Annotated in this window: 19 protein-coding genes; 11 read left to right on the top strand and 8 right to left on the bottom strand. The window is 63.8% G+C overall.

Features of this window, described 5'->3' with window-relative positions:
• Window positions 1-54: 54 nt before the first annotated feature.
• The gene (gene zwf / locus F4827_RS01550; RefSeq protein ID WP_183721337.1) at window positions 55-1515 is read right to left on the bottom strand and encodes a glucose-6-phosphate dehydrogenase; all 1461 of its coding nucleotides are present in this window, start codon (window positions 1513-1515) and stop codon (window positions 55-57) included.
• 661 nt (window positions 1516-2176) lie between these two features.
• Between zwf and F4827_RS01545 the strand changes: the two genes are divergently transcribed.
• From F4827_RS01545 to F4827_RS01530, 4 genes are all read left to right on the top strand, one after another.
• The gene (locus F4827_RS01545) at window positions 2177-3424 is read left to right on the top strand and encodes an ABC transporter substrate-binding protein (protein ID WP_183720507.1); all 1248 of its coding nucleotides are present in this window, start codon (window positions 2177-2179) and stop codon (window positions 3422-3424) included.
• Between the two features lie 136 nt (window positions 3425-3560).
• Entirely contained in the window at window positions 3561-4505 is a 945-nt protein-coding gene (locus F4827_RS01540) for a carbohydrate ABC transporter permease (RefSeq protein ID WP_183720510.1), read from the top strand.
• Window positions 4495-5352, top strand: coding sequence for a carbohydrate ABC transporter permease (locus tag F4827_RS01535; protein WP_183720513.1), 858 nt, complete (start codon window positions 4495-4497; stop codon window positions 5350-5352). Before F4827_RS01540 ends, F4827_RS01535 begins: the two co-directional genes overlap by 11 nt.
• A gap of 29 nt (window positions 5353-5381) precedes the next feature.
• The gene (locus F4827_RS01530) at window positions 5382-6500 is read left to right on the top strand and encodes an ABC transporter ATP-binding protein (protein WP_183720516.1); all 1119 of its coding nucleotides are present in this window, start codon (window positions 5382-5384) and stop codon (window positions 6498-6500) included.
• A gap of 74 nt (window positions 6501-6574) precedes the next feature.
• Here the strand turns inward: F4827_RS01530 and F4827_RS01525 are convergent, their stop codons facing one another.
• From F4827_RS01525 to trxB, 6 genes are all read right to left on the bottom strand, one after another.
• Window positions 6575-7567 (bottom strand): spore coat protein U domain-containing protein, encoded by a 993-nt coding sequence (locus tag F4827_RS01525; RefSeq protein ID WP_183720519.1) that lies wholly within the window; start codon window positions 7565-7567, stop codon window positions 6575-6577.
• Between the two features lie 23 nt (window positions 7568-7590).
• The gene (locus F4827_RS01520) at window positions 7591-10050 is read right to left on the bottom strand and encodes a fimbria/pilus outer membrane usher protein (RefSeq protein ID WP_260174843.1); all 2460 of its coding nucleotides are present in this window, start codon (window positions 10048-10050) and stop codon (window positions 7591-7593) included.
• A 19-nt stretch (window positions 10051-10069) separates the two neighbouring features.
• Entirely contained in the window at window positions 10070-10792 is a 723-nt protein-coding gene (locus tag F4827_RS01515; RefSeq protein ID WP_221303543.1) for a molecular chaperone, read from the bottom strand.
• 90 nt (window positions 10793-10882) lie between these two features.
• The gene (locus F4827_RS01510; protein WP_183720527.1) at window positions 10883-11392 is read right to left on the bottom strand and encodes a spore coat U domain-containing protein; all 510 of its coding nucleotides are present in this window, start codon (window positions 11390-11392) and stop codon (window positions 10883-10885) included.
• A gap of 307 nt (window positions 11393-11699) precedes the next feature.
• Window positions 11700-12479 (bottom strand): Smr/MutS family protein, encoded by a 780-nt coding sequence (locus F4827_RS01505; protein WP_183720531.1) that lies wholly within the window; start codon window positions 12477-12479, stop codon window positions 11700-11702.
• A gap of 164 nt (window positions 12480-12643) precedes the next feature.
• Window positions 12644-13639: a thioredoxin-disulfide reductase gene (gene trxB, locus F4827_RS01500; protein WP_183720534.1), complete on the bottom strand. Its 996-nt coding sequence runs from the start codon at window positions 13637-13639 to the stop codon at window positions 12644-12646.
• Between the two features lie 345 nt (window positions 13640-13984).
• On the opposite strand from trxB, the gene F4827_RS01495 reads away from it, so the two are divergent.
• Window positions 13985-16300, top strand: coding sequence for a DNA translocase FtsK (locus F4827_RS01495; protein ID WP_183720536.1), 2316 nt, complete (start codon window positions 13985-13987; stop codon window positions 16298-16300).
• Between the two features lie 52 nt (window positions 16301-16352).
• Complete coding sequence (lolA, locus tag F4827_RS01490; protein ID WP_183720540.1) at window positions 16353-17063, top strand: outer membrane lipoprotein chaperone LolA; 711 nt, start codon at window positions 16353-16355, stop codon at window positions 17061-17063.
• 77 nt (window positions 17064-17140) lie between these two features.
• Here lolA and F4827_RS01485 read toward each other — a convergent pair whose 3' ends face one another.
• A complete protein-coding gene (locus tag F4827_RS01485; protein WP_183720543.1) occupies window positions 17141-18211 on the bottom strand; it encodes an MBL fold metallo-hydrolase in 1071 nt (356 codons plus the stop codon).
• 210 nt (window positions 18212-18421) lie between these two features.
• Between F4827_RS01485 and F4827_RS01480 the strand changes: the two genes are divergently transcribed.
• From F4827_RS01480 to F4827_RS01460, 5 genes are all read left to right on the top strand, one after another.
• Entirely contained in the window at window positions 18422-18841 is a 420-nt protein-coding gene (locus F4827_RS01480; RefSeq protein ID WP_233178402.1) for a MerR family DNA-binding transcriptional regulator, read from the top strand.
• 26 nt (window positions 18842-18867) lie between these two features.
• Window positions 18868-20670: a bifunctional isocitrate dehydrogenase kinase/phosphatase gene (gene aceK, locus F4827_RS01475; protein WP_183720549.1), complete on the top strand. Its 1803-nt coding sequence runs from the start codon at window positions 18868-18870 to the stop codon at window positions 20668-20670.
• A gap of 44 nt (window positions 20671-20714) precedes the next feature.
• Entirely contained in the window at window positions 20715-21920 is a 1206-nt protein-coding gene (locus F4827_RS01470) for an acetyl-CoA C-acetyltransferase (RefSeq protein ID WP_183720552.1), read from the top strand.
• 104 nt (window positions 21921-22024) lie between these two features.
• A complete protein-coding gene (locus F4827_RS01465) occupies window positions 22025-22702 on the top strand; it encodes an SDR family oxidoreductase (protein WP_183720555.1) in 678 nt (225 codons plus the stop codon).
• Between the two features lie 87 nt (window positions 22703-22789).
• Complete coding sequence (locus tag F4827_RS01460; RefSeq protein WP_183720558.1) at window positions 22790-23245, top strand: YchJ family protein; 456 nt, start codon at window positions 22790-22792, stop codon at window positions 23243-23245.
• Window positions 23246-23595: the final 350 nt, after the last annotated feature.

Genomic DNA, 23595 nt, shown 5'->3' with positions numbered 1-23595 from the left:
CGTTCATCTGTGCATATCTGTGCATTACGGCGTGCGCGCACTCATGCACTCACATCAATTCTCTTCTTCGAGCCAGCAGGTGCCGTGCTGCGCCAGCATCGCGCTGGCCGCCGCCGGTCCCCATGTGCCCGCCGCGTAGGGCTTGGGCGCACGCGTGGACACGCTCCAGTCGTTGAGGATCGGCTCGACCCATTTCCACGCGGCTTCCTGCTCGTCGCGGCGCACGAAGAGGGCAAGGCGACCGTTGATGACGTCGAGCAAGAGACGCTGATACGCCTCCATCTGGCCTTCGCGGAAGAACTGGTCGAAGGCGAGATCCAGATGCACGCTCGCGAGGTTCATGCCTTCGCCGGGCTGCTTGGCGAGGCAATAGAGACGAATGCTTTCGTTCGGCTGCAGGCGGATCACTAGGCGGTTCGCGCCGGGACGCAGCGCCGTGGGACCGAGCGCCGAATGCGGCACGGGCCGGAAATTCACCACGATTTCCGCGACGCGGTCGGCCAGACGCTTGCCGGTGCGCAGGAAGAAGGGCACGCCGGCCCAGCGCCAGTTTTCGATCTCCACCTTCAGCGCGACGAAGGTGTCGGTGCGGCTGTCGGGCTTGACGCCTTTTTCGGTGGCGTAGGCGGGCACCGGCGTGCCGCGGATCACGCCCGCGTGATACTGGCCGCGCACCGCGACCTTGCTGATTTCGTTGGGATCGATGGGCTTGAGCGCGCGCAGCACGCGCAGCTTTTCGTCGCGCACCGAATCCGAATCCATCGAGTGCGGCGGCTCCATCGCCACGATCGAAAGCAGCTGCAGCAAGTGGTTCTGCACCATGTCGCGCAGCGCGCCGGTGTTGTCGTAGAAGTCGCCGCGCGCTTCCACGCCGAGTTCTTCCGCGATCGTGATCTGGATGCTCTCGACCCATTCGCGCCGCCACAGCGGCTCGAACAGGGCGTTGCCGAAGCGCAGCGCCAGCAGGTTCTGCACCGGCTCTTTACCGAGGTAATGGTCGATGCGATAGATCTGCTCTTCGGCAAAGATTTCGCCCACCGCGTCGTTGATCGCGTTCGACGATTTCAGGTCGTAGCCCAGCGGCTTTTCCAGCACGATGCGCGCATTCGCGTTCAGGCCGACCGCGGCCAGCGCGCGGCAGATCGGCACGAACAGCGACGGGCCGGTGGCCAGATAGAACACGCGGATGCCAGGCAACCCGGCGATGCCGTCGCGCAACGTGCCGAAGTCTTCGGCGCGCGACAGATCGAGCTTCACATAGACGATGCGTTCGAGAAAGCTGGCCCAGGCGGCTTCGTCCAGACCGCCTTTCGAGACGTGCGGCTTGACGTGTTCCTCGACCCACTGGAGATAGTGATCGCGGTCGTTCTCATGGCGCGCCACGCCCACGATCTTGCCGGACTCTGCCAGCATGCCCGAGCGGTGCGCTTCGAACAGTGCGGGAAGAATCTTGCGCATCGCCAGGTCGCCGGTGGCGCCGAACAGCACGAACGTGAATCCTGAATCGGTAGGGATTTGCATAGTCTCCGTCACAGTCCAGATGGGTCGAACCCAGGCTAGAAGCGCACTTGAACCGGGCCGCTCAGGCCACGCCAGCGGGGCGCGGGCAGCGGTCCGCCAGGCGGCCGTAGTCCGATAAAATTTTTTTTGACACTGAATTGTAGTTTAACTACAATCCAAATCAAGAGGTAACGTTGATTCGATGAAAAAAGCGTGCGGAAGCGCGGCCCGGCGAGGGTTTGCGGCGGTCTTCAGGCGCATTTCGCGAGTCGGACGGAACGTCTCCCATGTTAAAGGACAATGAATCTGTCCATCGGCGAGCCCGGCGCATGATCGAGGCCAGCCACATGTGGGAACGGCAAGCCGCGCGCGCATGAACGATGCAGGCGGCGCCTCGACTGGCCGCGCATCTACAGGCAGCGAATAAGCCTGGCGGGCGTGGGCCGGACAAAATCAAAAGAGGAGACAGTCTTTGCATCCCGAACCACTCATCTCTTGAGCGTCCAGCGGCCGGAAACCGGCCCGCGGCCCGCGCGCATCCCAAGACAACACGCGCGCGCGGTACTCCGGCGCCACTTTCGTCCGTCCAGTGTTTTGCCTGTTTGAACTACACCGCACCCTGGCGCAATCAGGGGCCAACCGATTTTTTTGTTCAGGTGTCTGGAGGAGATAAGCAATGAAATTCCGAGCGATCATGGGCGCCCTGTGCGCAGCAGGTCTGATGGGCGGCGTCGCCACGGCGCAAGCTGCCGAGTCGATCGAAGTGCTGCACTGGTGGACGTCGGGCGGCGAATCGAAGGCCGTCGGCGTGCTCAAGGACGACATGCAGAAGCAGGGCTACACCTGGAAGGATTTCGCCGTTGCCGGTGGCGCGGGCGCGGCAGCCATGACCGCACTGAAGACCCAGGTGATCTCGGGTAACTCGCCTTCGGCAGCCCAGATCAAGGGTCCGCTGATTCAGGAATGGGCGGAGCAGGGCGTGCTGGTGCCGATCGACCCGGTCGCGGGCGACTGGAAGGCGAACCTGCCGCCGCAGATCGACAAGATCATCCACGCGGACGGTCACTATGTCGCCGCGCCGTTCTCGGTGCACCGCGTGAACTGGCTGTGGATCAACAAGGCCGCGCTCGACAAGGTCGGCGCGAAGGCCCCGACCACATGGCCGGAATTCTTCGCCCTCGCTGACAAGCTCAAGGCCGCGGGTATCCAGCCGGTCGCCGCAGGCGGCCAGCCGTGGCAGGACCTGACGCTGTGGGAAGACGTGGTCCTCTCGCAGGGCGCGGACTTCTACAAGAAGGCCATCGTCGATCTGGACCAGAAGACGCTCACGTCGGCGCAGATGGTCGGCGTGTTCGACACGGTTCGCAAGATCGAGTCGTACATGGATAACGGCCGCACGGGCCGCGACTGGAACCTCGCCACGGCCATGGTCATCAACGGCAAGGCCGGCATGCAGTTCATGGGCGACTGGGCCAAGGGCGAGTTCAACAACGCGAACAAGAAGCCGGGTGCGGACTACATCTGCGCCCCGGTCCCGGGCACCTCGAAGGGTTACACATTCAACGTCGACTCGTTCGTGTTCTTCCAGCAGAAGGGCCAGAAGACGGCAACGCCGGGCCAACTGGCGCTGGCCAAGACCATCATGAGCCCGGCGTTCCAGGAGCAGTTCAGCCTGTACAAGGGGTCGATCCCGGTGCGTCTGGGCGTCGATATGAGCAAGTTCGACGATTGCGGCAAGCAGTCGTACGCGGATGAGCAGACGGCCATCAAGGCCGGCGGCTACGTTCCGTCGCTGGCTCACGGCATGGCGCAAGCCGATGCCACGGCCGGTGCGATCACCGACGTCGTCACGAAGTTCATGAACTCGACGCAAGACTCGAAGAGCGCGGTCGAAGCGCTCGCGAAGGCAGCGAAGACGAAGTAATCAAGCAGTGAGTTTGTGAAGCAAGACGGGATGCGCACGCCGCGTGCGGCGCATCCCGGGCATGACGGTTCAACCCGAACCCCTTCATCGTGCGCAAGGTCACCCCGATTTTTCGCACCGTAACAGGAGTTGCGCAGTGACTGCTTCTCTTAGCGGCAACGGCAAGGCGGCCACGCCTGCTGAATCGCGCCGCGCGTCGCCGATGGCGGCGCTCGCAGACCGCTGGATTCCGAAGCTGGTGCTTTCGCCCAGTATTCTGATCAGCCTTGTGTTCGTCTACGGCTTCATCGCTATTACCGGCTATATCTCGCTGTCCAATTCGCGATTGATGCCGCGCTACGATTTTGCTGGCTTGGACCGCTACAGCGAGCTGTTCTCGAACGACGTCTGGTGGACGTCGGCGCAGAACCTCGGCTGGTTCGGCATTCCATTTATCGCCATCTGCGTGTTTCTCGGCCTGTTTCTCGCGATCCTGCTCGACCAGCAGATTCGTCAGGAAGGCGCGCTGCGCGCGGTGTTCCTCTATCCGATGGCGCTCTCGTACATCGTCACGGGTACGGCCTGGCAGTGGATTTTCAATCCCGATCTGGGCCTCCAGCAGGTGCTGCACGACTGGGGCTGGACGAGCTTCCAGCTTGGCTGGCTCAACGATCCGGACAAGGCGATCTTCTGTATCGTCGTCGCGGCGGCGTGGCAGTCGACCGGCTTTTGCATGGCGCTGTTCCTCGCGGGCCTGCGCGGCGTCGATAGCGAAATCTTCAAGGCCGCCCAGGTGGACGGCGCGACGCTGCCCACGATCTACCGCAAGATCGTGATTCCGAGCATGCGTCCGGTGTTCTTCTCGGTGCTGCTGATCCTGTGCCACATCACGATCAAGACGTTCGATCTGGTGGTCGCGCTCACCGCAGGCGGCCCGGGGACCTCGTCGTCGCTGCCGGCCATTTTCATGTACACGTTTTCGTTCAACCGCGGGCAACTCGGCGTCGGCGCAGCTTCGTCGATGATGATGCTCGCGACGGTGGTGGCCGTGCTCGTGCCGCTCATGTACCTGGAATCGAGGAGCACGCGCAATGCAGCCTAAGATGAAGGTGAGCCGCGTTTTTATCTACGCGGTGCTGATCCTGTTCGCGTTGTACTTCCTGTTCCCGCTCTACGTGATGCTCTCGACGTCGTTCAAGACGCTCGACGAACTCCACACGGGCAACATGCTCACGCTGCCCGCGCACCCCAGCTTCGCGCCGTGGGTGAAGGCATGGGCCGAAGCCTGTACCGGCGTGCGTTGCGACGGCATGCAGCCGTTCTTCATGAACTCGGTGAAGATGGTGATTCCGGCCGTGCTGATCTCGTCGATCATCGGCGCGTTCAACGGTTATGTGCTCACGCACTGGCGCTTTCGCGGCGCGGATGCGCTCTTCACGATGCTGCTGGTGGGCTGCTTCATCCCCTTCCAGGCGATCCTGCTGCCGATGGCGCGTCTCGAAGGCTTTCTCGGCCTGTCGAACACGATTGGCGGTCTGGTGGTGGTGCACGTGGTCTACGGTATCGCGTTCACCACGATGTTCTTCCGCAACTTCTACGTGAGCGTGCCGGCTGAACTCGTGAAGGCTGCGCGCATCGACGGCGCCGGTTTCTTCATGATCTTCACGCGCATCATGCTGCCGATCTCGCTGCCCATTTTCATGGTGTGCCTGATCTGGCAATTCACGCAGATCTGGAATGACTTCCTGTTCGGTATCGTGTTTTCGGGCGTCGATTCGATGCCGATCACGGTGGCCCTGAACAATCTCGTGAACACCTCCACGGGCGTGAAGGAATACAACGTCGACATGGCCGGCGCGATCATCGCCGCGCTGCCCACGCTGCTCGTCTACGTGATCGCCGGCCGCTACTTCGTGCGCGGCCTCACGGCGGGCGCGGTGAAGGGCTAACCCCCGCATTCGATTAAAGGATTCATAGCATGGCAAGCCTTTCCATTCGCGACGTCTACAAGACCTACCCGAACGGGGTGCCCGTCCTCAAGGGCGTAAACATCGACATCGAAGACGGCCAGTTCCTGATTCTGGTCGGCGGCTCGGGCTGCGGGAAGTCGACGCTGCTCAACATGATCGCGGGTCTCGAAACCGTGACCAAGGGCGAGATCATGATGGACGGCAAGGTGGTGAACAACCTCTCGCCGAAGGATCGCGATATCGCGATGGTGTTCCAGTCCTACGCGCTCTATCCGTCGATGACGGTGCGCGAGAACATCTCGTTCGGCCTGAACATCCGCAAGGTGCCGAAGGCCGAGCAGACGCAGATCGTCGACCGTGTCTCCAGCATGCTGCAGATCCAGCATCTGCTCGACCGCAAGCCGGGCCAGCTGTCGGGCGGCCAGCGTCAGCGCGTCGCGATGGGCCGCGCACTGGCGCGCGATCCGATCATGTTCCTGTTCGACGAACCGCTCTCGAACCTCGACGCCAAGCTGCGCATCGAGATGCGTTCGGAAATCAAGCTGCTGCATCAGCGCGTGGGCAAGACCATCGTCTACGTGACGCACGACCAGATCGAGGCGATGACGCTGGGCGACCGCATCGCGGTGATGAAGGACGGCATCGTGCAGCAGTTCGGCGCGCCGCAGGACATCTACGATTCGCCGTCGAACCTCTTCGTGGCGGGCTTCATCGGCGCGCCGCCGATGAACTTCATCAACGGCCGTCTGGTGGAGCAGGGCTCGGGCGTGGGCATCGAACTGGATACGGGCGTGGCGCGCAACGTGCTGAACCTGCCTTTCGACGCCAACAAGCTGCGTAGCCATATCGGCCAGGAAGTGGTGCTGGGCCTGCGCCCGGAACGCATCACCGACGCGCGCAGTTCGCACGACGGTCACGGCCACGAACTGCAACGTCATACGGTGAAGGTTGATGTGATCGAGCCGACCGGTCCGGACACGCTGGTGTTCGCGCAGGTCAACGGCAAGCGCGTGGTGAGCCGTGTGCACCCGGGCGCGAATCCGCAGCCGCTGAACAGCATGGAACTGCTGTTCGATGTATCGAAGGCCGTGCTGTTCGATCCGAAGACGGAAGAGCGCATTGCGTAAAGGCGCAATTCGCTAAAAGAAAAGCCCGTTCGCTGCGTGAGCACGAACGGGTTTTTTGTTGACCGCAGCGGCGTTTAGAAGCTGACTGTCGCCGTGATCGTGTCGGAGTAGTTGCCGGGCGGGGGCACGGACTGAGGCAGGATGCGTCCGTAGACCGTGAAGGCTTGCGAATTGCCGTTACCCGTGCCGGCGTTCGTGGTGGTGCCCCTCGTGCCGTCGCCCCACGGCTGGCCCCAGGCCGCATCTTTGAAGAGGCCGTAGGCAACGGTGGTAGAGCCGCCGTTGAGCAGCAGCAGCCGGTTCGCCACAGTGGCGCCCGGCGTGGTCCCCGCGTCGAGTGCGATCGTGTACGGAGCGCCCGAGACGCAGGTGACCTGGACACTCGTGTTGGCCGTGACCTGGCTGTTGAGCGCCGTGACGGCTGGAAAGGCCAGCGGCGCCGCCGTAATGTTGCAATCGGCCGCGACTGCGGCGGTAACCGTGAAGCTAAGCCGCGCCGAAGGCGTCGACGCGCCGGTACAGGTGGGCGGCGCACCCGAATAGCCGAGATAGGTCAACAGCGTGTCCGTGGTGGCGAACGTTTGGGTATAGGTGCCGACTGGCGACCCATTCTGCCCTGCGTTGACGCGCGCATACAAGGTCAAGCTGGTCGAGGCGCTTCCGCTGACGACGGGCAGATCGACGATGACCGCCTTCCAGGTGCTCGAATTGATCGAGCCCCAGATGGTCGTGTGCGCGGCATCGCTGTAGATGTTGTAGGCGAGCGTCGAACTGGACGGCCCCTTCAGCGTTCGTGGATCGAATCCGCCGGAAGGAATGCCAAGGCTCAGGCACAGCCGGATTGTCGAAGTCGAATAGCCGCTGCAGTTCGCGGTGAGTGTGCCGTTGGCATCGGCGGGGACGCCGGAGATCGTACTGATGTTGCCGACCACGATATTGCTGAGCGTGAACGAGCACGTTTGCGCGAGCGCGGCGCGCGGCGTGACGCAGCATAAGGCAAGCAGTGCGAGCGCGGCGGACGGCCACACGCGCAGCAAGCTTGCAAGCCGGGGGAGCAGGCGAGGCATCGGCACGTCTCCTATCGATTTCCTTAACGGGGCGGGGCCGCCGGTGGCGCACAGACAATGGGGCCGAGCTGCGGCATCCTGCTCGCGCTCGACGGATCGAACGGCAGGTCCGCCACGCAGCTCGCTCCGCCCTTGCCCTTGATCGTGACGGTGTTGGCCGCGTCGAGCTTGTCGAAGAACGCCACGCCGTCGTAGCCCACGACCGAGCTGGCGCCGCCGGGCTGGACGCTCGCGAGCCCACCCGCTGGCAGCGGCTGGCCCTGCTCGTCCACGAAGCTCACGGAAGCGCCTGTATAGCGCTTGAGCCCGAAGTGCACGTATACACCGGCGCGGCGCTCCGGAGCGACATCTTCACTGCTCGATTCGATCAGCGCATCCGCGGGGAGTGCGAGCGGATCGATGTCAATCTGGTTGCGCACATACGAGGTCATGTCGGGCACGAGCAGATAGCCGCGCGAATTGGTTGTGCCCACCACGCGATTTTCCTGGAGCACGGGCACATTGGGCACGCCGTCGGTGGAAACGAGCGCGAAGCCGTCCGAGAGCGTGCGCGAAGGCGTGAGCGTGCCGCCCATCACCGTGAAGGCGCCGGTCGCTTCGAGTGTGCCGGTGTTGGTGCCGTTGAAGCGTTGCGCCGTGGCCTGGAAGTCGCCGACGCCCGCGCGGTAGTTGGCCGAAGCGAATCCCAGGTGCGAGTCCGAGCCCGCGCCGCCCTGGACGGCCCAGCCCCAGCCGCCGCTGAAATCGGCGGGGCGCGAGGCGCTGACGTTGGCCGTCGTGTCGCTGCCGGTGCGCGTGACCGTCGCGCTCGCCGAAACATTGCCGCCCAGCGCGATCGTCACGCCCACCGAGCCGCCCCAGACGCCGCTTTGTGCGTAATCGCGAAAGACATTCGCGTAGAACGACCATCGGCTGCCCAACTGGCCGCTGTAGCCGAGCGTGAGCACACGCGAATGTCCCGAGAAACTGTCTTGCGCATCGATGTACGAGACGTTGAACGCCTGGTTGCTGTAGATCGAGACGGTGGTCGTCGCCTGGTACTGGTGGCGAAACAACACGCCGCCTTCCAGTGCGGCGATGTCTCGGTATCCGGGCGTCGCGCGCGTGCCTTGCAGATCGACGGAAAAGTGCGGGCCGATGTATTGATAGCCTGCGCTGTAGAGCGCGCCCGAGGCTCCGCTTGCCGTGCTGCCCGCGGCGGCGAGCGAGAGCGAGCCCGCGTCGCCGATGCCGATGATCGAGCCAACGCCGCCGTTGCGCAGGCTTTGCGCCGCTTCGGCATGCGTTTGCAGCGTGAGCCAGTTGCGCATGCCGTAGCGCAGCGTGCCGCTGAAAAGCGGCGACGAATGATAGGAAAACGAATCGATGCCGTAGTTCTCGCGCAGAAAGCCGATTTCCGCCGAGTAGTCAAAGAGTCCCTGCGCGAGCCGGCTCGTATCGACGTAGAGCGGCACGCTGGTGGTCACGCGCCGCCCCAGGATGTCGGTGAGCGTCACCTGCGCGACCCCGGCGCCGGTGAGCGCCGGCGGCTGGGCGATCTGGAACGGACCCGGCGCGACATTGCCGCTGTACTGGCGCAGACCGTTGACGAAGAGATCCACGGCGGACGGCACGACCGCGCTGCCCGCGATCAGTGGCATCGGCCAGGTCACGAGATTCGGCTGAAGCGAGTAGTTGCGCTGGATCTGGATGCCGCCGAAGCGCACCGCGCGCGTCCACGGCAGCGACCCGGAGATCGAGTCGCCCACGTTGAGCGTGAACAGTTTCGTGGCGTCCGAATAGCTGTAGTCGGTGTCGAGCCGCGTATAGCGGCTGACGCCGGTGCCGCTGATCCAGGCGCCGGTGTTGTCTAGCACGCCGAGCGGCGAGAAGAAGCGTTGTTCGCTCCACACGCCGAACTGGTTCTCGGTGCCGTCGCCGGACGCATGCACGTAGCTCGCGTCGTAGTTGAGCACGAAGCCGGTGCCCGACGTGGCCCTGGGCGCGGCGACCACGCGGTAGCCGAGTTGCTGCGCGATCTGCTGGTGCTGCGCGACGTCGATGACGAGCTGCTGCTTTTGCGCGTCATAGCGGTAATGCAGGTCCGGTATCGAATCGAGCGCGATCCGGCCGTCCGGGCCGGGTTTGACGTTGCTGGTGCGGATGCCCGCGTCGTTCAAGGTCTGCGGTATTGCGTAGAACGCGTTGCCGCGCCGCTCGAAGGTCGCGGGATCGCCCTGGCTCGCGCCGTTCACGATGATTTCCAGCACGAGCGTTTCGGTTTCGTTCGCGTCTGCTGGCGCGGGTGGCGCAATGGTCGTGGGGACGGCCGCCGCCGGGTCGGACTGTGCGGATGGCGGATTCGGCACGGCGGCCGGTGTTTGCGCGATCGCCGCCTGCATCGCGAGGCCTAGCACGACGATCGCCGCGCCGCACGCGCGCGCATCGCGCAGCACCGCACGGCGGCGTTGCGATGGACGCGAAGGTGGAGCGGCGGCGCGCAAGGCGGAGTCGCGGTGCAGATCAGTGTTCGAGCGCGACGGGCGCCGTCACGGATTTCCCGTTCACGTTCGCCGTGACCTGGAGCGGTGCGCATGCGTGCCAGCCGGCGCTCGCCTGTGTGAGCGGAAAGACACGCTCGCGCCCGGCGAGGGCGTAACCGAGCAAGCCCGCACGCACCGGCACCGTTTCTCCTGGGCAGGTCAGCGTGACGTCGCTGATGCGCGCATGGATGGAACCGCTGTTGGCGACATGCAGGAACCACTTGCCGGCGCGGCTTTCCAGCGACCAATGCGTGTCGGGCGCGCCGCGTTCGCCAGCGGGGTAGAGGAACACGGGCACCGAGTAGCGAAAGCGGAACTGTATGCCGGTGGCGGCGTTCGTGTTGTCGGGCGGCAGCTCGTCGATGAGAAGGCGATAAGCCGCCTCTTTCGGCGCCGCGCCGCCGTTCGCGCGAATCAGCCGCATGATCTGTTCGCCGCCGGGTGGCACCTGCGCGATGGGGGGGCTCGCGATGAGGTCGCGGGTCGGTGTGAGGTGATCTTCGCCGTCTGCCTGATCCCAGGCGAAGACGCGAATCTGGGCACTGAGGGCAGCCTCGCCGCTGTTGCGCAGCTTCAGCACCTGGCCGTTCTGGTTGGCTTCGAGTTCGACGGTGACCGGCGTGATTTCCAGTGAGGCCGCCGCTGCTGATGCGGCATATATGGTTAGCAAACCTGATGTTATAAGCCGGGACAGTGCGCGCATCGTCAACCTCCGGTTCTCTGTGCCAGATTGGGCTAACGAACTTGATACACGGGACACGACGCCTTGGCAAGCGTCGTGCCAGAAGATTGCTCAGAACGTAACAGTCGCGGTCACTGTCGACTGATACGTATCGGGTGCGGGGGTGTTTTGAGCCGGTACGCGCCCATACACCATGATCGATTGCGCGGTGCCGGTGCCCGTGCCCGCCACGGTATCGGTGCCGGCCGTTTGGCCCCAGACCTGGGTGCGCGCCGCATCTTGATAAAGGTTGTACTTGACCGTGCCCGTTGCACCAGCGTTCGCGAGCAGACGGCTGGCGACGGTCGAACCCGTGGGCGTGCCGGCGTCGAGCGCTACCGCGTACGGCGTGCCGGTCGAGCAGGTGACGTTGAGATTCGTCTGCTGGTCGATATTGCTGGAGAGCACGCCGGTCGAGCCGAAGTTGAGCGGATTGGTGTTGATCGAGCAGTCGGCCTGAACCGTCAAAGTGACCTGGAATGTCGCGGACTTCGAGCCCGCATAGACGGTCGGAATCGATGCGCCAACCAGACCTGCAACTGCGACGCCCATTGCCACTGCCTTCACAATTTGCTTCTTCATGATGATTTTCCCATTCAAGCTGTAAGTGTTGAGATCAATGCCCGATCGGTTGAGTACAGCGACCGCGACGACATGGGAAAAGGATAAAAAAATGCGCTCACGCGATACATAGAAGGAGTTCGAAACCGCTGGGAAAGTCGACGTAGCGCATCCTGAAGCGGCATTTTCGAACTGCCAGTCGAACTGGGCGCAAGGGGGAGGTCGGATTTCGATTTGGAATCCGAATTAATTGGGGCGAAAAAAACGCGTGCCGCCGGGTATGGCCGTGGCACGCGTAGCGAGGCAATCGCTGAAGCGGGGGAGGTCGTCAGCGCGGCTCGTGCTGGCCGTGTCCGTGCGGGTGTCCGTGCATTTGAGGCTGCAGCAGCACAAGCACCGCGCCCGCGCCGCCGTCATGCGGCCGCGCCTGGCAGAACGCGATCACTTCTTCCTTCTGCACCAGCCACGCGCGCACCTTGCCCTTGAGCACCGGCTCCTTGCCCACGGAGCCAAGCCCCTTGCCGTGAATCACACGCACGCAGCGCAGCCCGCGCTTGCCGGCTTCGCGAATGAAGGTCTGCAAGGCTTCGCGCGCTTCCTCGCGGCGCATGCCGTGCAGGTCGAGCTGCGCCTGCACGATCCACGTACCGCGCCGCAGTTTCTTGACCACTTCCTCGCTGATGCCAGGGCGGTGGTAATACAGCGAATCGTCGGTATCGAGCAGCGCTTCGGGATCGAATTCATCGGAGATGGCTTCGTGTAGCACCGCTTGCTCGTCGAGCTGGGTTTGCAGCGGCAGCGGCACGGGCGCAGCGCGGCGCGGCTGGGCGCGCGGCGGCGCAACGAGCGGCGCAACCTGGCCGATCTCGCGGCGGAACAGATCGCTGTCGGCGGCGGCTTCCACGCGCGCGGCCTGAGCGGCGACTTTTTCGCGCTCGCGTTGGCGTGTCTGGGTCTTGAGCGCGTCGCGCAGGCTGCCGAGGCCGGAAAAGCCGCTCGCGGCCTTGCCAGGTTCGAGCGCCGGTGCAGGCGCGGTAATGGGAGCCGGTGCGGGGCGCGCGGCGGCGGGGCGCTTGGGTTCGCCCGGATGGGGGACGTTCTTGGGCATAAGAGTCGATCTTGAAGCGGAAAGTAGTGCGCGCGACGTCAATAAAAAGGGCCGCCGGCTGGCTGGCCGCGGCCCTCTTGCACTGCGCCGGCAGGCTCGATCGAGCCTCAGCGCGCTATTTTACCGGCTTGACGCCACGTGCTCGCCTGGCGGCCTGGAGCCCCTTAGCGATCCGCCTCGGCGCTCATCACGTGCTCCTGGCCGAGTTCATCCACGGATTCCAGGTAGCGCTGCGCGTCGAGCGCGGCCATGCAGCCCGTGCCGGCGCTGGTAATCGCCTGGCGGTAGACGTGATCCTGCACGTCGCCTGCCGCGAACACGCCCGCCACGCTCGTGCCGGTGGCGTTGCCGTTCAGGCCGCCGTTGGTGATGATGTAGCCGTTCTTCATCTCCAGTTGGCCTTCGAAGATGTCGGTGTTCGGCTTGTGGCCGATCGCCACGAACACGCCTTGCAGGTCGAGATCGGTGGTTTCGCCGGTTTTGACGTTCTTGATGCGCAGGCCGTTGACGCCGCCTTCGTTGCCCTTCACTTCGTCGAGCACGTGATCCCACTTGATCTCGACCACGCCTTCCTTTTCCTTCGCCAGCAGGCGGTCGATCAGGATCGGCTCGGCGCGGAACTTGTCGCGGCGGTGGATCACCGTGACCTTCTTCGCGATGCCCGCCAGGTACAGCGCTTCTTCCACAGCCGTATTGCCGCCGCCGATCACGGCGACGTGCTGGTTGCGGTAAAAGAAGCCGTCGCAGGTCGCGCAGGCCGACACGCCGCGGCCCATGAACAGCTCTTCGCTGGGCAGGCCGAGGTATTGCGCCGATGCGCCCGTTGCGATGATCAGCGAATCGCAGGTGTACTCGGCCGAATCGCCGATCAGGCGGATCGGCTTTTCATCGAGTTTGGCCGTATGGATGTGATCGAACACGATTTCCGTGTTGAAGCGCTCCGCGTGCTCAAGGAAACGCTGCATCAGTTCCGGGCCCTGCACGCCGTTCGGGTCGGCGGGCCAGTTTTCCACGTCGGTTGTGGTCATCAACTGGCCGCCCTGGGCCAGACCCGTGACGAGCAGCGGCGACAGGTTCGCGCGCGCCGCATAAACGGCGGCCGTGTAGCCGGCGGGGCCGGAACCGAGAATCAGGACTTTGGCGTGTTTGGTTGCGGACATGATCGAATTCCGTAGAAGGCGCTGCGCGGCGGGTAGCCGGCGCGGCTGCCGGGGGTTCGCATGGGCCGCGCGACAAGGCGGCGGCGCTCAAGCAGGTAGTTGGGTATCAGCCCGTAATTATAAAGGCCGCGGCACACCGATGCTTCATGAGGGTTTCTCATCGCGCCGATAGCCTCCCGGAGCGACTCCCACGCCGTTGTCAGTTACCGTCATTTACAGCCCGGGACAGCCGGGGCCGAAACAACGCGTTTACAATAGGCCGGATAGGACGGCCACCGCGCCCGTCTGCCGGGGCGTCCGGCAGCGCGCCCGCGCCGCGCAAGCATTACGAGTCACCGGGATTCAATGGCCAAAGCTCCCTTTTCCGCGCAGGCGCAGGCATTGCCTCACCGCATGTCGCGTCTTTTCACCGAAATCCGCTGGATCCTGCAGGTCGCGCTAGGCGTGTTCCTGCTGATGGCGCTCATCAGCTATAGCCGCCGCGACCCCAGTTGGACCCACGCCGCTCAGGTCGACCATATCTCGAACTGGGCCGGGCGCGTGGGCGCCTGGACGTCGGACATCCTGCTGCTGCTGTTCGGGCTGTCGGCCTACTGGTGGGTCGTGATACTCGCGCGGCATATCTCGAAGAACTACCGGCGCATCACCCGTCACGAGTCGCTCGACGATGACGACGAGGACAAGCCGCGCGATCATGGCTGGATCGCCGAAGCCTTTGCGTTCGTGCTGGTGCTGCTCGCCTGCGACGGCATCGAGGCGCTGCGCATGTGGTCGCTCAAGGTGCAACTGCCGCGCGCGCCGGGCGGCGTGGTGGGGGAGGCCGTCGCGCGCGGCGTCTCGCACGCGCTGGGCTTCACGGGCGGCACGCTCGCGCTTTTGCTGGCGCTGGGCATCGGCCTGTCGCTGTATTTCCGCTTTTCGTGGCTTTCCGTGTCCGAGAAGGTTGGCGAGTCGATCATCAACGCCGTGACGATGGCGCGTCTGCGCCGCGAGGAACGCAGCGACCGCAAGCTGGGCGAGGCCGCCGCGGTCAAGCGCGAAGGCAAGGTCGAGCGCGGCCGCGTGAAGATCGAGGAGCACGAGCCGGTCACGATCGTGCCGCCGGTGGTCACGCCGCAGCGTTCCGAGCGCGTGGAGAAGGAGCGCCAGGTGCCGCTCTTCACCGACCTGCCGGGCGACTCCACCTTGCCCGCGATCTCGCTGCTCGACCCCGCGCCCGCGAGCCAGGAAACCATCTCCGACGACACGCTCGAATTCACTTCGCGTCTGATCGAGAAAAAGCTCAAGGACTTCGGCGTGGATGTGGCCGTGGTGGCCGCCTATCCCGGTCCGGTCGTGACGCGCTACGAAATTGAGCCGGCCACCGGCGTGAAGGGCAGCCAGATCGTCAATCTGGCCAAGGATCTGGCGCGCTCGCTTTCGCTGGTGTCGATCCGCGTGGTGGAGACGATTCCGGGCAAGAACTGCATGGCGCTGGAGTTGCCGAACCAGCGCCGCCAGACCGTGCGGCTTTCGGAAATCCTCGGCTCGGCGGTCTATGCGGATGCACCTTCGGCGCTCACCATGGGGCTGGGCAAGGACATCGGCGGCAAGCCGGTGTGCGCCGATCTCGCCAAAATGCCCCACCTGCTGGTGGCCGGTACGACCGGTTCGGGCAAGTCGGTGGGCATCAACGCGATGATTCTCTCGCTGCTTTACAAGGCGAGCGCCGAACAGGTCCGCATGATCCTGATCGACCCGAAGATGCTCGAAATGAGCGTCTACGAGGGCATTCCGCATCTGCTCTGCCCGGTCGTGACCGACATGCGCCAGGCCGGCAACGCGCTGAACTGGACCGTCGCCGAAATGGAGCGCCGCTACAAGCTCATGAGCAAGCTGGGCGTGCGCAATCTGGCGGGCTACAACAACAAGATCGAAGAGGCGAACAAGCGCGAGGAAAAGATCCCGAATCCGTTCAGCCTCACGCCGGACGATCCGGAACCGTGCCAGAAGCTGCCGCATATCGTGGTGGTGATCGACGAACTCGCCGATCTGATGATGGTGGTCGGCAAGAAGGTCGAAGAGCTGATCGCGCGGATCGCGCAGAAGGCGCGTGCGGCCGGCATTCATTTGATTCTGGCCACGCAGCGTCCGTCGGTGGACGTCATCACCGGTCTCATCAAGGCCAACGTGCCCACGCGTATGGCCTTCCAGGTGTCGTCGAAGATCGACTCGCGCACGATTCTCGACCAGATGGGCGCGGAATCGCTGCTCGGCATGGGCGACATGCTCTATCTGCCTCCCGGCAGCGGCATGCCGGTGCGCGTGCACGGCGCCTTTGTCAGCGACGAAGAAGTGCATCGCGTGGTGGACAAGCTCAAGGAGCAGGGCGAGCCGAATTACGTCGAAGGCATTCTCGAAGGCGGCGTGACGGGCGAGGGCGACGAGGGCACGGCAAGTGCTTCGGGTACCGGCGACGAGTCCGATCCGCTCTACGATCAGGCCGTCGAAGTGGTCATCAAGAACAAGCGCGCGTCGATCTCGCTTGTGCAGCGGCATCTGCGCATCGGGTATAACCGTGCTGCGCGGCTGCTCGAACAGATGGAGCAGTCGGGGCTGGTTTCGGCGATGTCGTCGAGCGGCAACCGCGAAATTCTCGCGCCCACGCGCGATGCGGACTGAGCCAGGATCGGCACCGGAACCGAAGCTGAATTTGCTTTTTGGAGAACGCTACATGCAGGTTTTTGCAGGATATTCGAATCGTTTGAAACCCGCTGCATTCGTGCGCTCCCTCGTGCTCGCGCTGGGCGCGACGCTCGCGATGGCAAGCCACGCCTACGCCAGCGGCAGCGACCAGCTCAAGCAGTTCGTCACGCAGGTACACGCCGCGCGCGGCAGCTTCGTGCAGCGCGAACTCAAGGCGCCGTCGAACGCCAAAAACGCCAGCGACGCCATCGCCACGGCCACGCTCAACTCGAAGGTGTCGAGCGGCACGTTTGTATTTTCGCGCCCAGGCAAGTTCGTCTGGTCGTATGAAAAGCCGTATCAGCAATTGCTGCAGTCGGACGGCGACAACCTCTACGTCTACGACAAGGACCTGAACCAGGTCACCGAGCGCAAGCTGGGCGGCGCACTGGGCGCAAGCCCGGCGGCCATCCTGTTCGGCAGCAACGATCTGGACAAGAACTTCACGCTCTCGGATGCCGGCGTGAAGAACGGCATCGACTGGCTGCAACTGATTCCGAAGTCGAAGGACACGCAGTTCAAGAGCGTGGGCATCGGCTTCAAGGACGGCAATCTGGAGGCGATGGAACTGCATGACGTGTTCGGCAACGTCACGCTGCTGACTTTCTCGAACATCGAGAAGAACCCGGCGCTGCCGGCCTCGACGTTCAAGTTCGTGCGGCCAAAGGGTGCGGATCTGATCACGGGCGGCGCGAACTGATTTGCGTAGCTCGAAGCTGATACAAAAAAGGGGCGGCTCACATCGAGCCGCCCCTTTTGTTTTCGAGTCGCGCAGCGCTAAGCCGAAAAGCGGATCACGCCGTCCTCGCTGGTCGTGCGCGTGAGCTTGCCGTCGAGCCAGAGCAGGTGCAGATGCGCCAGCGCCTCGCCCATCGCGAAGGTCAGCTGATGCATGTCGAGCTTGCGCCTGAACATGAGCGGCACGATGTCGGCGGCGCATTGCGGCTTGCTTGCGCAGGCTTCCAGCACTTCAGCCAGACGCGCGTCGTGGTGCTCGCGTAACTGCGCGATACGCGTGCGCACGCCGCGAAACGGCTTGCCATGCGAGGGCAGCACGAGCGTATCTTCCGCCATCGTCTCATAGCGGCCGAGCGATTCAAGGTAAAGGTCGAGCGGATTGCCTTCCGGCTCCATGTCGAATACGGACACATTCGTCGAGATGCGCGGCAGCACCATATCGCCGGAAATCAGCACGCCGGTTTGCTCGCAAAGCAGCGCGCAATGCTCGGGCGAATGGCCGAAGCCCGTGACGACGCGCCAGTCGCGCCCGCCAATTTTCATCACGTCGGCTTCGCGCAGTCGGCGGTATTGCGGCGGCAGCGCGGGCACCAGATTCGAGTAGTAATTGCGGCGCGTGCGCAGTTGGTCGAGCGAGGCTTCGTCGGTCACGCCGTGGCGCGCGAAATGGCGCGCCGCGCCTTCGCCGCCCGCGTTCGAGCCGTTACCCGAGGCCAGCACGCAGGCGCTCATGTATTCGCCGAGCGTGGTCCACAGGCGCACATCCCAGCGCTGTTGGTCGCCGCCCGCGCAGATCCAGTGCGCAAGGCCGATATGGTCCGGGTGACAGTGCGTGACCAGCACGCGCAGCACCGGCAAGCCTTCGAGTTGCGTGTCGAACACCCGCTCCCAGTGCGCCTTGATGCTGTCGTCGGTGATGCCGCAATCCACCACGGTCCAGCCCTGCTGGCCGTCGATCTCGTCGCGCAGCAGCCAGAGATTGATGTGGTCGAGCACGAAGGGCAGCGGCATGCGCAGCCATTTCACGCCAGGCGCGACATCGAAGGCGACGCCGGCTTCGGGCAGGGTATCGGCGAAAGGGTAGTCCAGCTGATGTTCGAGGGCGTTCATCGTGGGGGTGTCTCGTATCGTTATCGATTCGTCGTCTGTCAGCATTGTCGCCGCATTGCGTCATTCCTGCTGGCGATTCGAACGATCGTTCCGTTATGCGGAACATCGCCCGAAGGTTGCGCAAGCCTGAAGTTGACGATAACGTAAACGTCGATCCCAACGATAGCCATGCCGCCGGACCGCCTTGGGCCCCGGCGAAGCACCCCCGACATGACCCAGTACACGATTACCGAGCTCGCACGTGAATTCGACGTGACGCCGCGCGCGATCCGTTTCTACGAAGATCAGGGCCTGCTTGCGCCAAGCCGCGAGGGCGCGGGCGGCCTCAAGCGCGTATTTTCGGGGCGCGACCGCACGCGGCTGCGGCTCACGCTGCGCGGCAAGCGCCTCGGTTTCACGCTCAATGAGATTCGCGCGCTGCTCGATCTCTACGAATCGCCGACCGATACGCTGCCGCAATTGCAGGCGTTCCTCGACACGGTGGTGCGCCATCGCGAGATTCTGGAGCGCCAGCGCGACGACCTCGACGCCACGCTCGAAGACCTCGCGCAGTACGAAGCGCAGGCGCGCGTGCTGCTGGAAAAGAACACGGCAGGCGACGTGCGGCAGCCCGCCTCCGAAGCGAAATAAGCGCATCAGGCCGCCAGGACCGCGCCATGAGACATTTTCCGAAACTGCTTTCCTCGCAGATCGGCTTCGATGTGGCGCAGACCATACTCGACGGTTTCAACCGCCACTATCAGAGTTTTTGCGCGGTGGCGGTGCAGGCGAGGGCGGCCTTCGAAGCCGCCGACTGGCGCGCCATGCAGCAACTCGCGCGCGAGCGCATCGTGTCCTATGACGAGCGCGTACGCGAATGCGTGCGCGCGCTCGAAGACGAATACGACGCCGAATCCATCGACGACGAGGTGTGGGAGCAGATCAAGCTGCACTACATCGGCCTGCTGACCACGCACCGGCAGCCCGAATGCGCCGAAACGTTTTTCAATTCGGTGTGCTGCAAGATCCTGCATCGCTCGTACTTCAACAACGCTTTCATTTTCATGCGGCCCGCGATCTCGACCGAATATATCGAGAACGACGAGCCCGCCGCCAGGCCGACGTATCGCGCTTACTATCCGGTCAGGGATGGACTCGCCGCGACGCTCGCGCGCATCGTCACGAACTTCCAGCTGGAGACGCCCTTCGAGGATCTCGAACGCGATGTCGGTTGCGTGATGCAGGCGTTGCTGGACACCTTCGGCGCGGTCGAGCCCAAAACGAATTTCCAGATTCACACGCTCGCTTCGCTGTTCTTTCGCAACCAGTCGGCGTATATCGTCGGGCGCATCATCAACGGCGACATCGTCGTGCCCTTCGTCGTGCCGATCCGTCATCAGAACGGCAAGCTCGCGCTCGATACGGTGCTACTGCGCACCGACCCCGTGCTGATCATGTTCAGCTTCGCGCATTCGTATTTCTTCGTGGATATGGAAGTGCCGTCCGCGTATGTCGAGTTTCTGCGCAGCATCATGCCGCGCAAGGCGAAGGGCGAGATCTACACCTCGCTCGGCCTGCACAAGCAGGGCAAGAATCTGTTTTATCGCGATCTGCTGCACCATCTTTCGCATTCGAGCGATCTGTTCAGCGTCGCGCCCGGCATTCGCGGCATGGTGATGATCGTGTTTACGCTGCCGTCGTTTCCCTATGTTTTCAAGGTCATCAAGGACCGCTTCCCCGCGCCGAAGGAAACCACGCGCGAGCAGGTGGTGGCGAAGTACCAGCTGGTGAAGCGCCACGACCGGCTCGGGCGACTGGCCGATACGCTCGAATATTCGAGCGTCGCGCTGCCCATCGCACGGCTGGACGAAGCGCTTGTGAAAGAGCTGGAAACGCTCGCGCCTTCGATGATCGAGTACGAGGGCGACAAGCTCGTGATCCGCCATCTGTATATCGAGCGCCGCATGGTGCCGCTCAACATGTGGCTGCAGAACGGCAGCGACGAAGACGTCGAGCATGGCGTGCGCGAATACGGCAACGCGGTGAAGGATCTGATGCGCGCGAATATATTTCCCGGCGACATGCTCTACAAGAATTTCGGCGTGACGCGTCATGGCCGCGTGGTGTTCTACGACTACGACGAGATCGAATACCTCACCGATTGCAACGTGCGCGCCGTGCCCGCGCCACGTCATGAGGACGACGAACTATCGGATGAGCCGTGGTACGCGGTTGGGCCGCGCGATATTTTTCCTGAAACGTACGGTACGTTTTTGCTCGGCGATCCGCGCGTGAAGCGTTATTTCATCGAACATCACGCCGACTTCTTCGAACCCGCGCTCTGGCAGGACAGCAAGGCGCGGCTGCTGGCGGGCGAGGTGCCCGATTGCCTGCCTTATGACGAAGCGGAACGGTTTCGCGTGCGCTATCCGGAGCTTTTCTTGAAGCATGAGGATAAAGACACGTCGCGCGCCGCATAGCGCGCGGTAACGAATCATCGAACCTATGAACAAGGAGGATGGACATGAGTGAGACACATAAGAACCCGCAGCAGGACGCCATCGTGATCGTCGCCGTGGCGCGCACGCCGATGGCCGCCTTTCAGGGCGAATTCGCCGCGCTTACTGCGCCGCAACTGGGCGCGACGGCGATTGCCGCCGCTGTCGAGCGCGCGGGCCTCAAGCCCGAACAGATCGACGAAGTCGTGATGGGTTGCGTGCTGCCCGCCGGTCAGGGCCAGGCGCCCGCGCGCCAGGCGGCGCTGGGCGCGGGGCTGCCGCTGGCGGCGGGCGCGACCACCGTGAACAAGATGTGCGGCTCGGGCATGCGTGCGGCGATGTTCGCGCACGACATGCTGCTGGCCGGTTCCGCCGAGGTGATCGTCGCGGGCGGTATGGAAAGCATGTCGAATGCGCCGTATCTGCTGCCCAAGGCTCGCTCGGGCATGCGCATGGGGCACGGCCAGGTGCTCGATCATATGTTCCTCGACGGTCTCGAAGACGCCTACGACAAGGGCCGTCTGATGGGCACTTTCGCGGAGGAATGCGCGGGCGAATACGACTTTTCGCGCGAACGTCAGGACGCCTTCGCCATCGAATCGCTCAAACGCGCGAAGCGCGCCAACGAAGACGGCTCGTTCGCCTGGGAGATCGCGCCCGTGAAAGTGGCCTCGCGTAGCGGCGAAACCACCATCGAGCGCGACGAACAACCCTTCAAGGCCAACCTCGACAAGATCCCCACGCTCAAGCCCGCGTTCAGCAAGACCGGCACGGTGACGGCCGCGAATGCCTCGTCGATTTCGGACGGCGCGGCGGCGCTCGTGATGATGCGCGAATCGACGGCGAAGCGCCTGGGCGTGCAGCCGATCGCGCGCATCACGGGACACACGACCTTCGCGCAGGCTCCCGCGAAGTTCACTACCGCGCCGGTGGGCGCCATCGCGAAGCTGTTCGAAAAGACCGGCTGGAAGGCCGAGGACGTCGATCTCTACGAGATCAACGAAGCCTTCGCCGTGGTCACGATGGCGGCAATGAAAGAGCACAACCTGCCGCACGAGAAGGTCAACGTGAATGGCGGCGCGTGCGCGCTGGGGCATCCGATTGGCGCGTCGGGCGCGCGCATTCTCGTCACGCTGATCGGTGCGCTGCGCGCGCGCGCGGCCAGGCGCGGCGTGGCGAGCCTGTGCATCGGCGGCGGCGAGGCCACGGCAATGGGCGTCGAACTCATGTAGGCTCTTGCATGGTGTGCGCCGCAGGGAGGCGGCGCGCGCAAACGCGCGCAAACATCGCGCAAGCGGGGCTCGGCAAAGACCGCGGCATACAGGACAGGTGCAACATGAAGACAGCGTTGATCGTGGGAGCCTCGCGCGGCCTCGGACTTGAGTTCGCGCGGCAGTATGTGAAGGCCGGCTGGCGCGTGCTGGCCACGGCCCGTTCCGAAGCGTCGCTCGCCGAATTGCGCGCGCTCGGTGCGCAGACATATGAGCTGGATATCGCGAATCCCGATGATATCGAGGCACTGGGCTCGAAGCTCGACGGCGAACGTCTGGATGTGGCGCTGATCGTATCGGGCGTCTATGGTCCGCGCACCGAAGGCGTCGAAGCCATCAGCGCCGAAGACTTCGAATACGTGATGAACACCAACGTGCGCGGCCCGATGCAGATCATTCCGATCCTGCTGCCGCTCGTCGATGCGGCGCACGGCGTGCTCGCCGTGCTGTCGAGCCGCATGGGCAGCATCACGCAGACCACGGGCACGACCGGCTGGCTGTATCGCGCGAGCAAGGCGGCGCTCAACGATGTGCTCAAGATCACCTCGCTGCAGACGCGCCGCGCGACCTGCATCGCGCTGCATCCGGGCTGGGTGCGCACCGATATGGGCGGCGCACACGCGGCCATCGACGCGAGCGCGAGCGTTGCCGGCATGCGCGAAGTGATCGCGGAAGCGGCAGCGGCACGCGAAGTCTTCAACGGACGCTTCTTCCAGTACGACGGCACGGAACTCGACTGGTAAGCTCCGCAGGCTGAATAAATCAGGGCCGCTTCGTTAGTGCGGCCTTTTATTTTTTGATTTTTGTTTCGTAGAAGGAATCGATTTTTTATGAGCGCACGCATTCATGCGCAAGCGCAACGCCCCGCCGAATGTCCGTGCGGCGGGGCGACGCCCAATCAAAAATCGGGCGCGAAGCCGCCCCGTTTTACCGACTGCTGCGGCCGATTCATCGATGACGGCGCCTTGCCCGCGACCGCGCTCGAACTGATGCGCTCGCGCTACACCGCTTACGTCCTGGGCGACGTGCCGTATCTGCGTGCGACGTGGGCCGCCGAAACCTGTCCCGCCGATCTCGATGTCGACCCCAACGATCCGGGCGCGCCGCGCTGGCTGGGGCTGGCCGTCAAGCGCCACGAGCAGATCGACGAAACGCACGCGATCGTTGAATTCGTCGCGCGCCATAAAAGCGGCGGACGGGCGTACCGCCTGCACGAGACCAGCCGCTTTACGCGCGGCGAAGATGGCCGCTGGCGCTACGTGGATGGCGATATCCTGGAAGGCTGAAGCACGCGCTTACCTGCAAAAAACGGGGATGTAGGCGGCGCGCGACAGGCTGCAGCCGCCTTTATTTTCCGTTTGCGTTACCCCGCATTACCTCGAAATCCCGCAATCCGCCGTGCTTAAAGGCATGCGTGCCGTTGGCACGCGTTATGCCGGGTTACCCCTGAATTGCACAACAATTATTTGTCGTGCGAGGATGCAATCACGGTGTCCGTTTCGCCATTAAGAGTTTGTTGAAAAACAATTTCGCGGCGAGTTCAGACGGATGCTGGCGGCGAGTCTGATCGATGACAGAAAGGCGCCGCTCAGGTGTTCCGATCGGTTTTACTTCCCTGCAAAGGGTCATGCCACGC

Origin of the sequence: Paraburkholderia bannensis (genome assembly GCF_014200455.1) — a bacterium.
Taxonomy (GTDB): Bacteria; Pseudomonadota; Gammaproteobacteria; order Burkholderiales; family Burkholderiaceae; genus Paraburkholderia; species Paraburkholderia bannensis_A.
The sequence above is the reverse complement of the archived record's forward strand: the minus strand, read 5'-3'. Positions and strand labels throughout refer to the sequence as shown.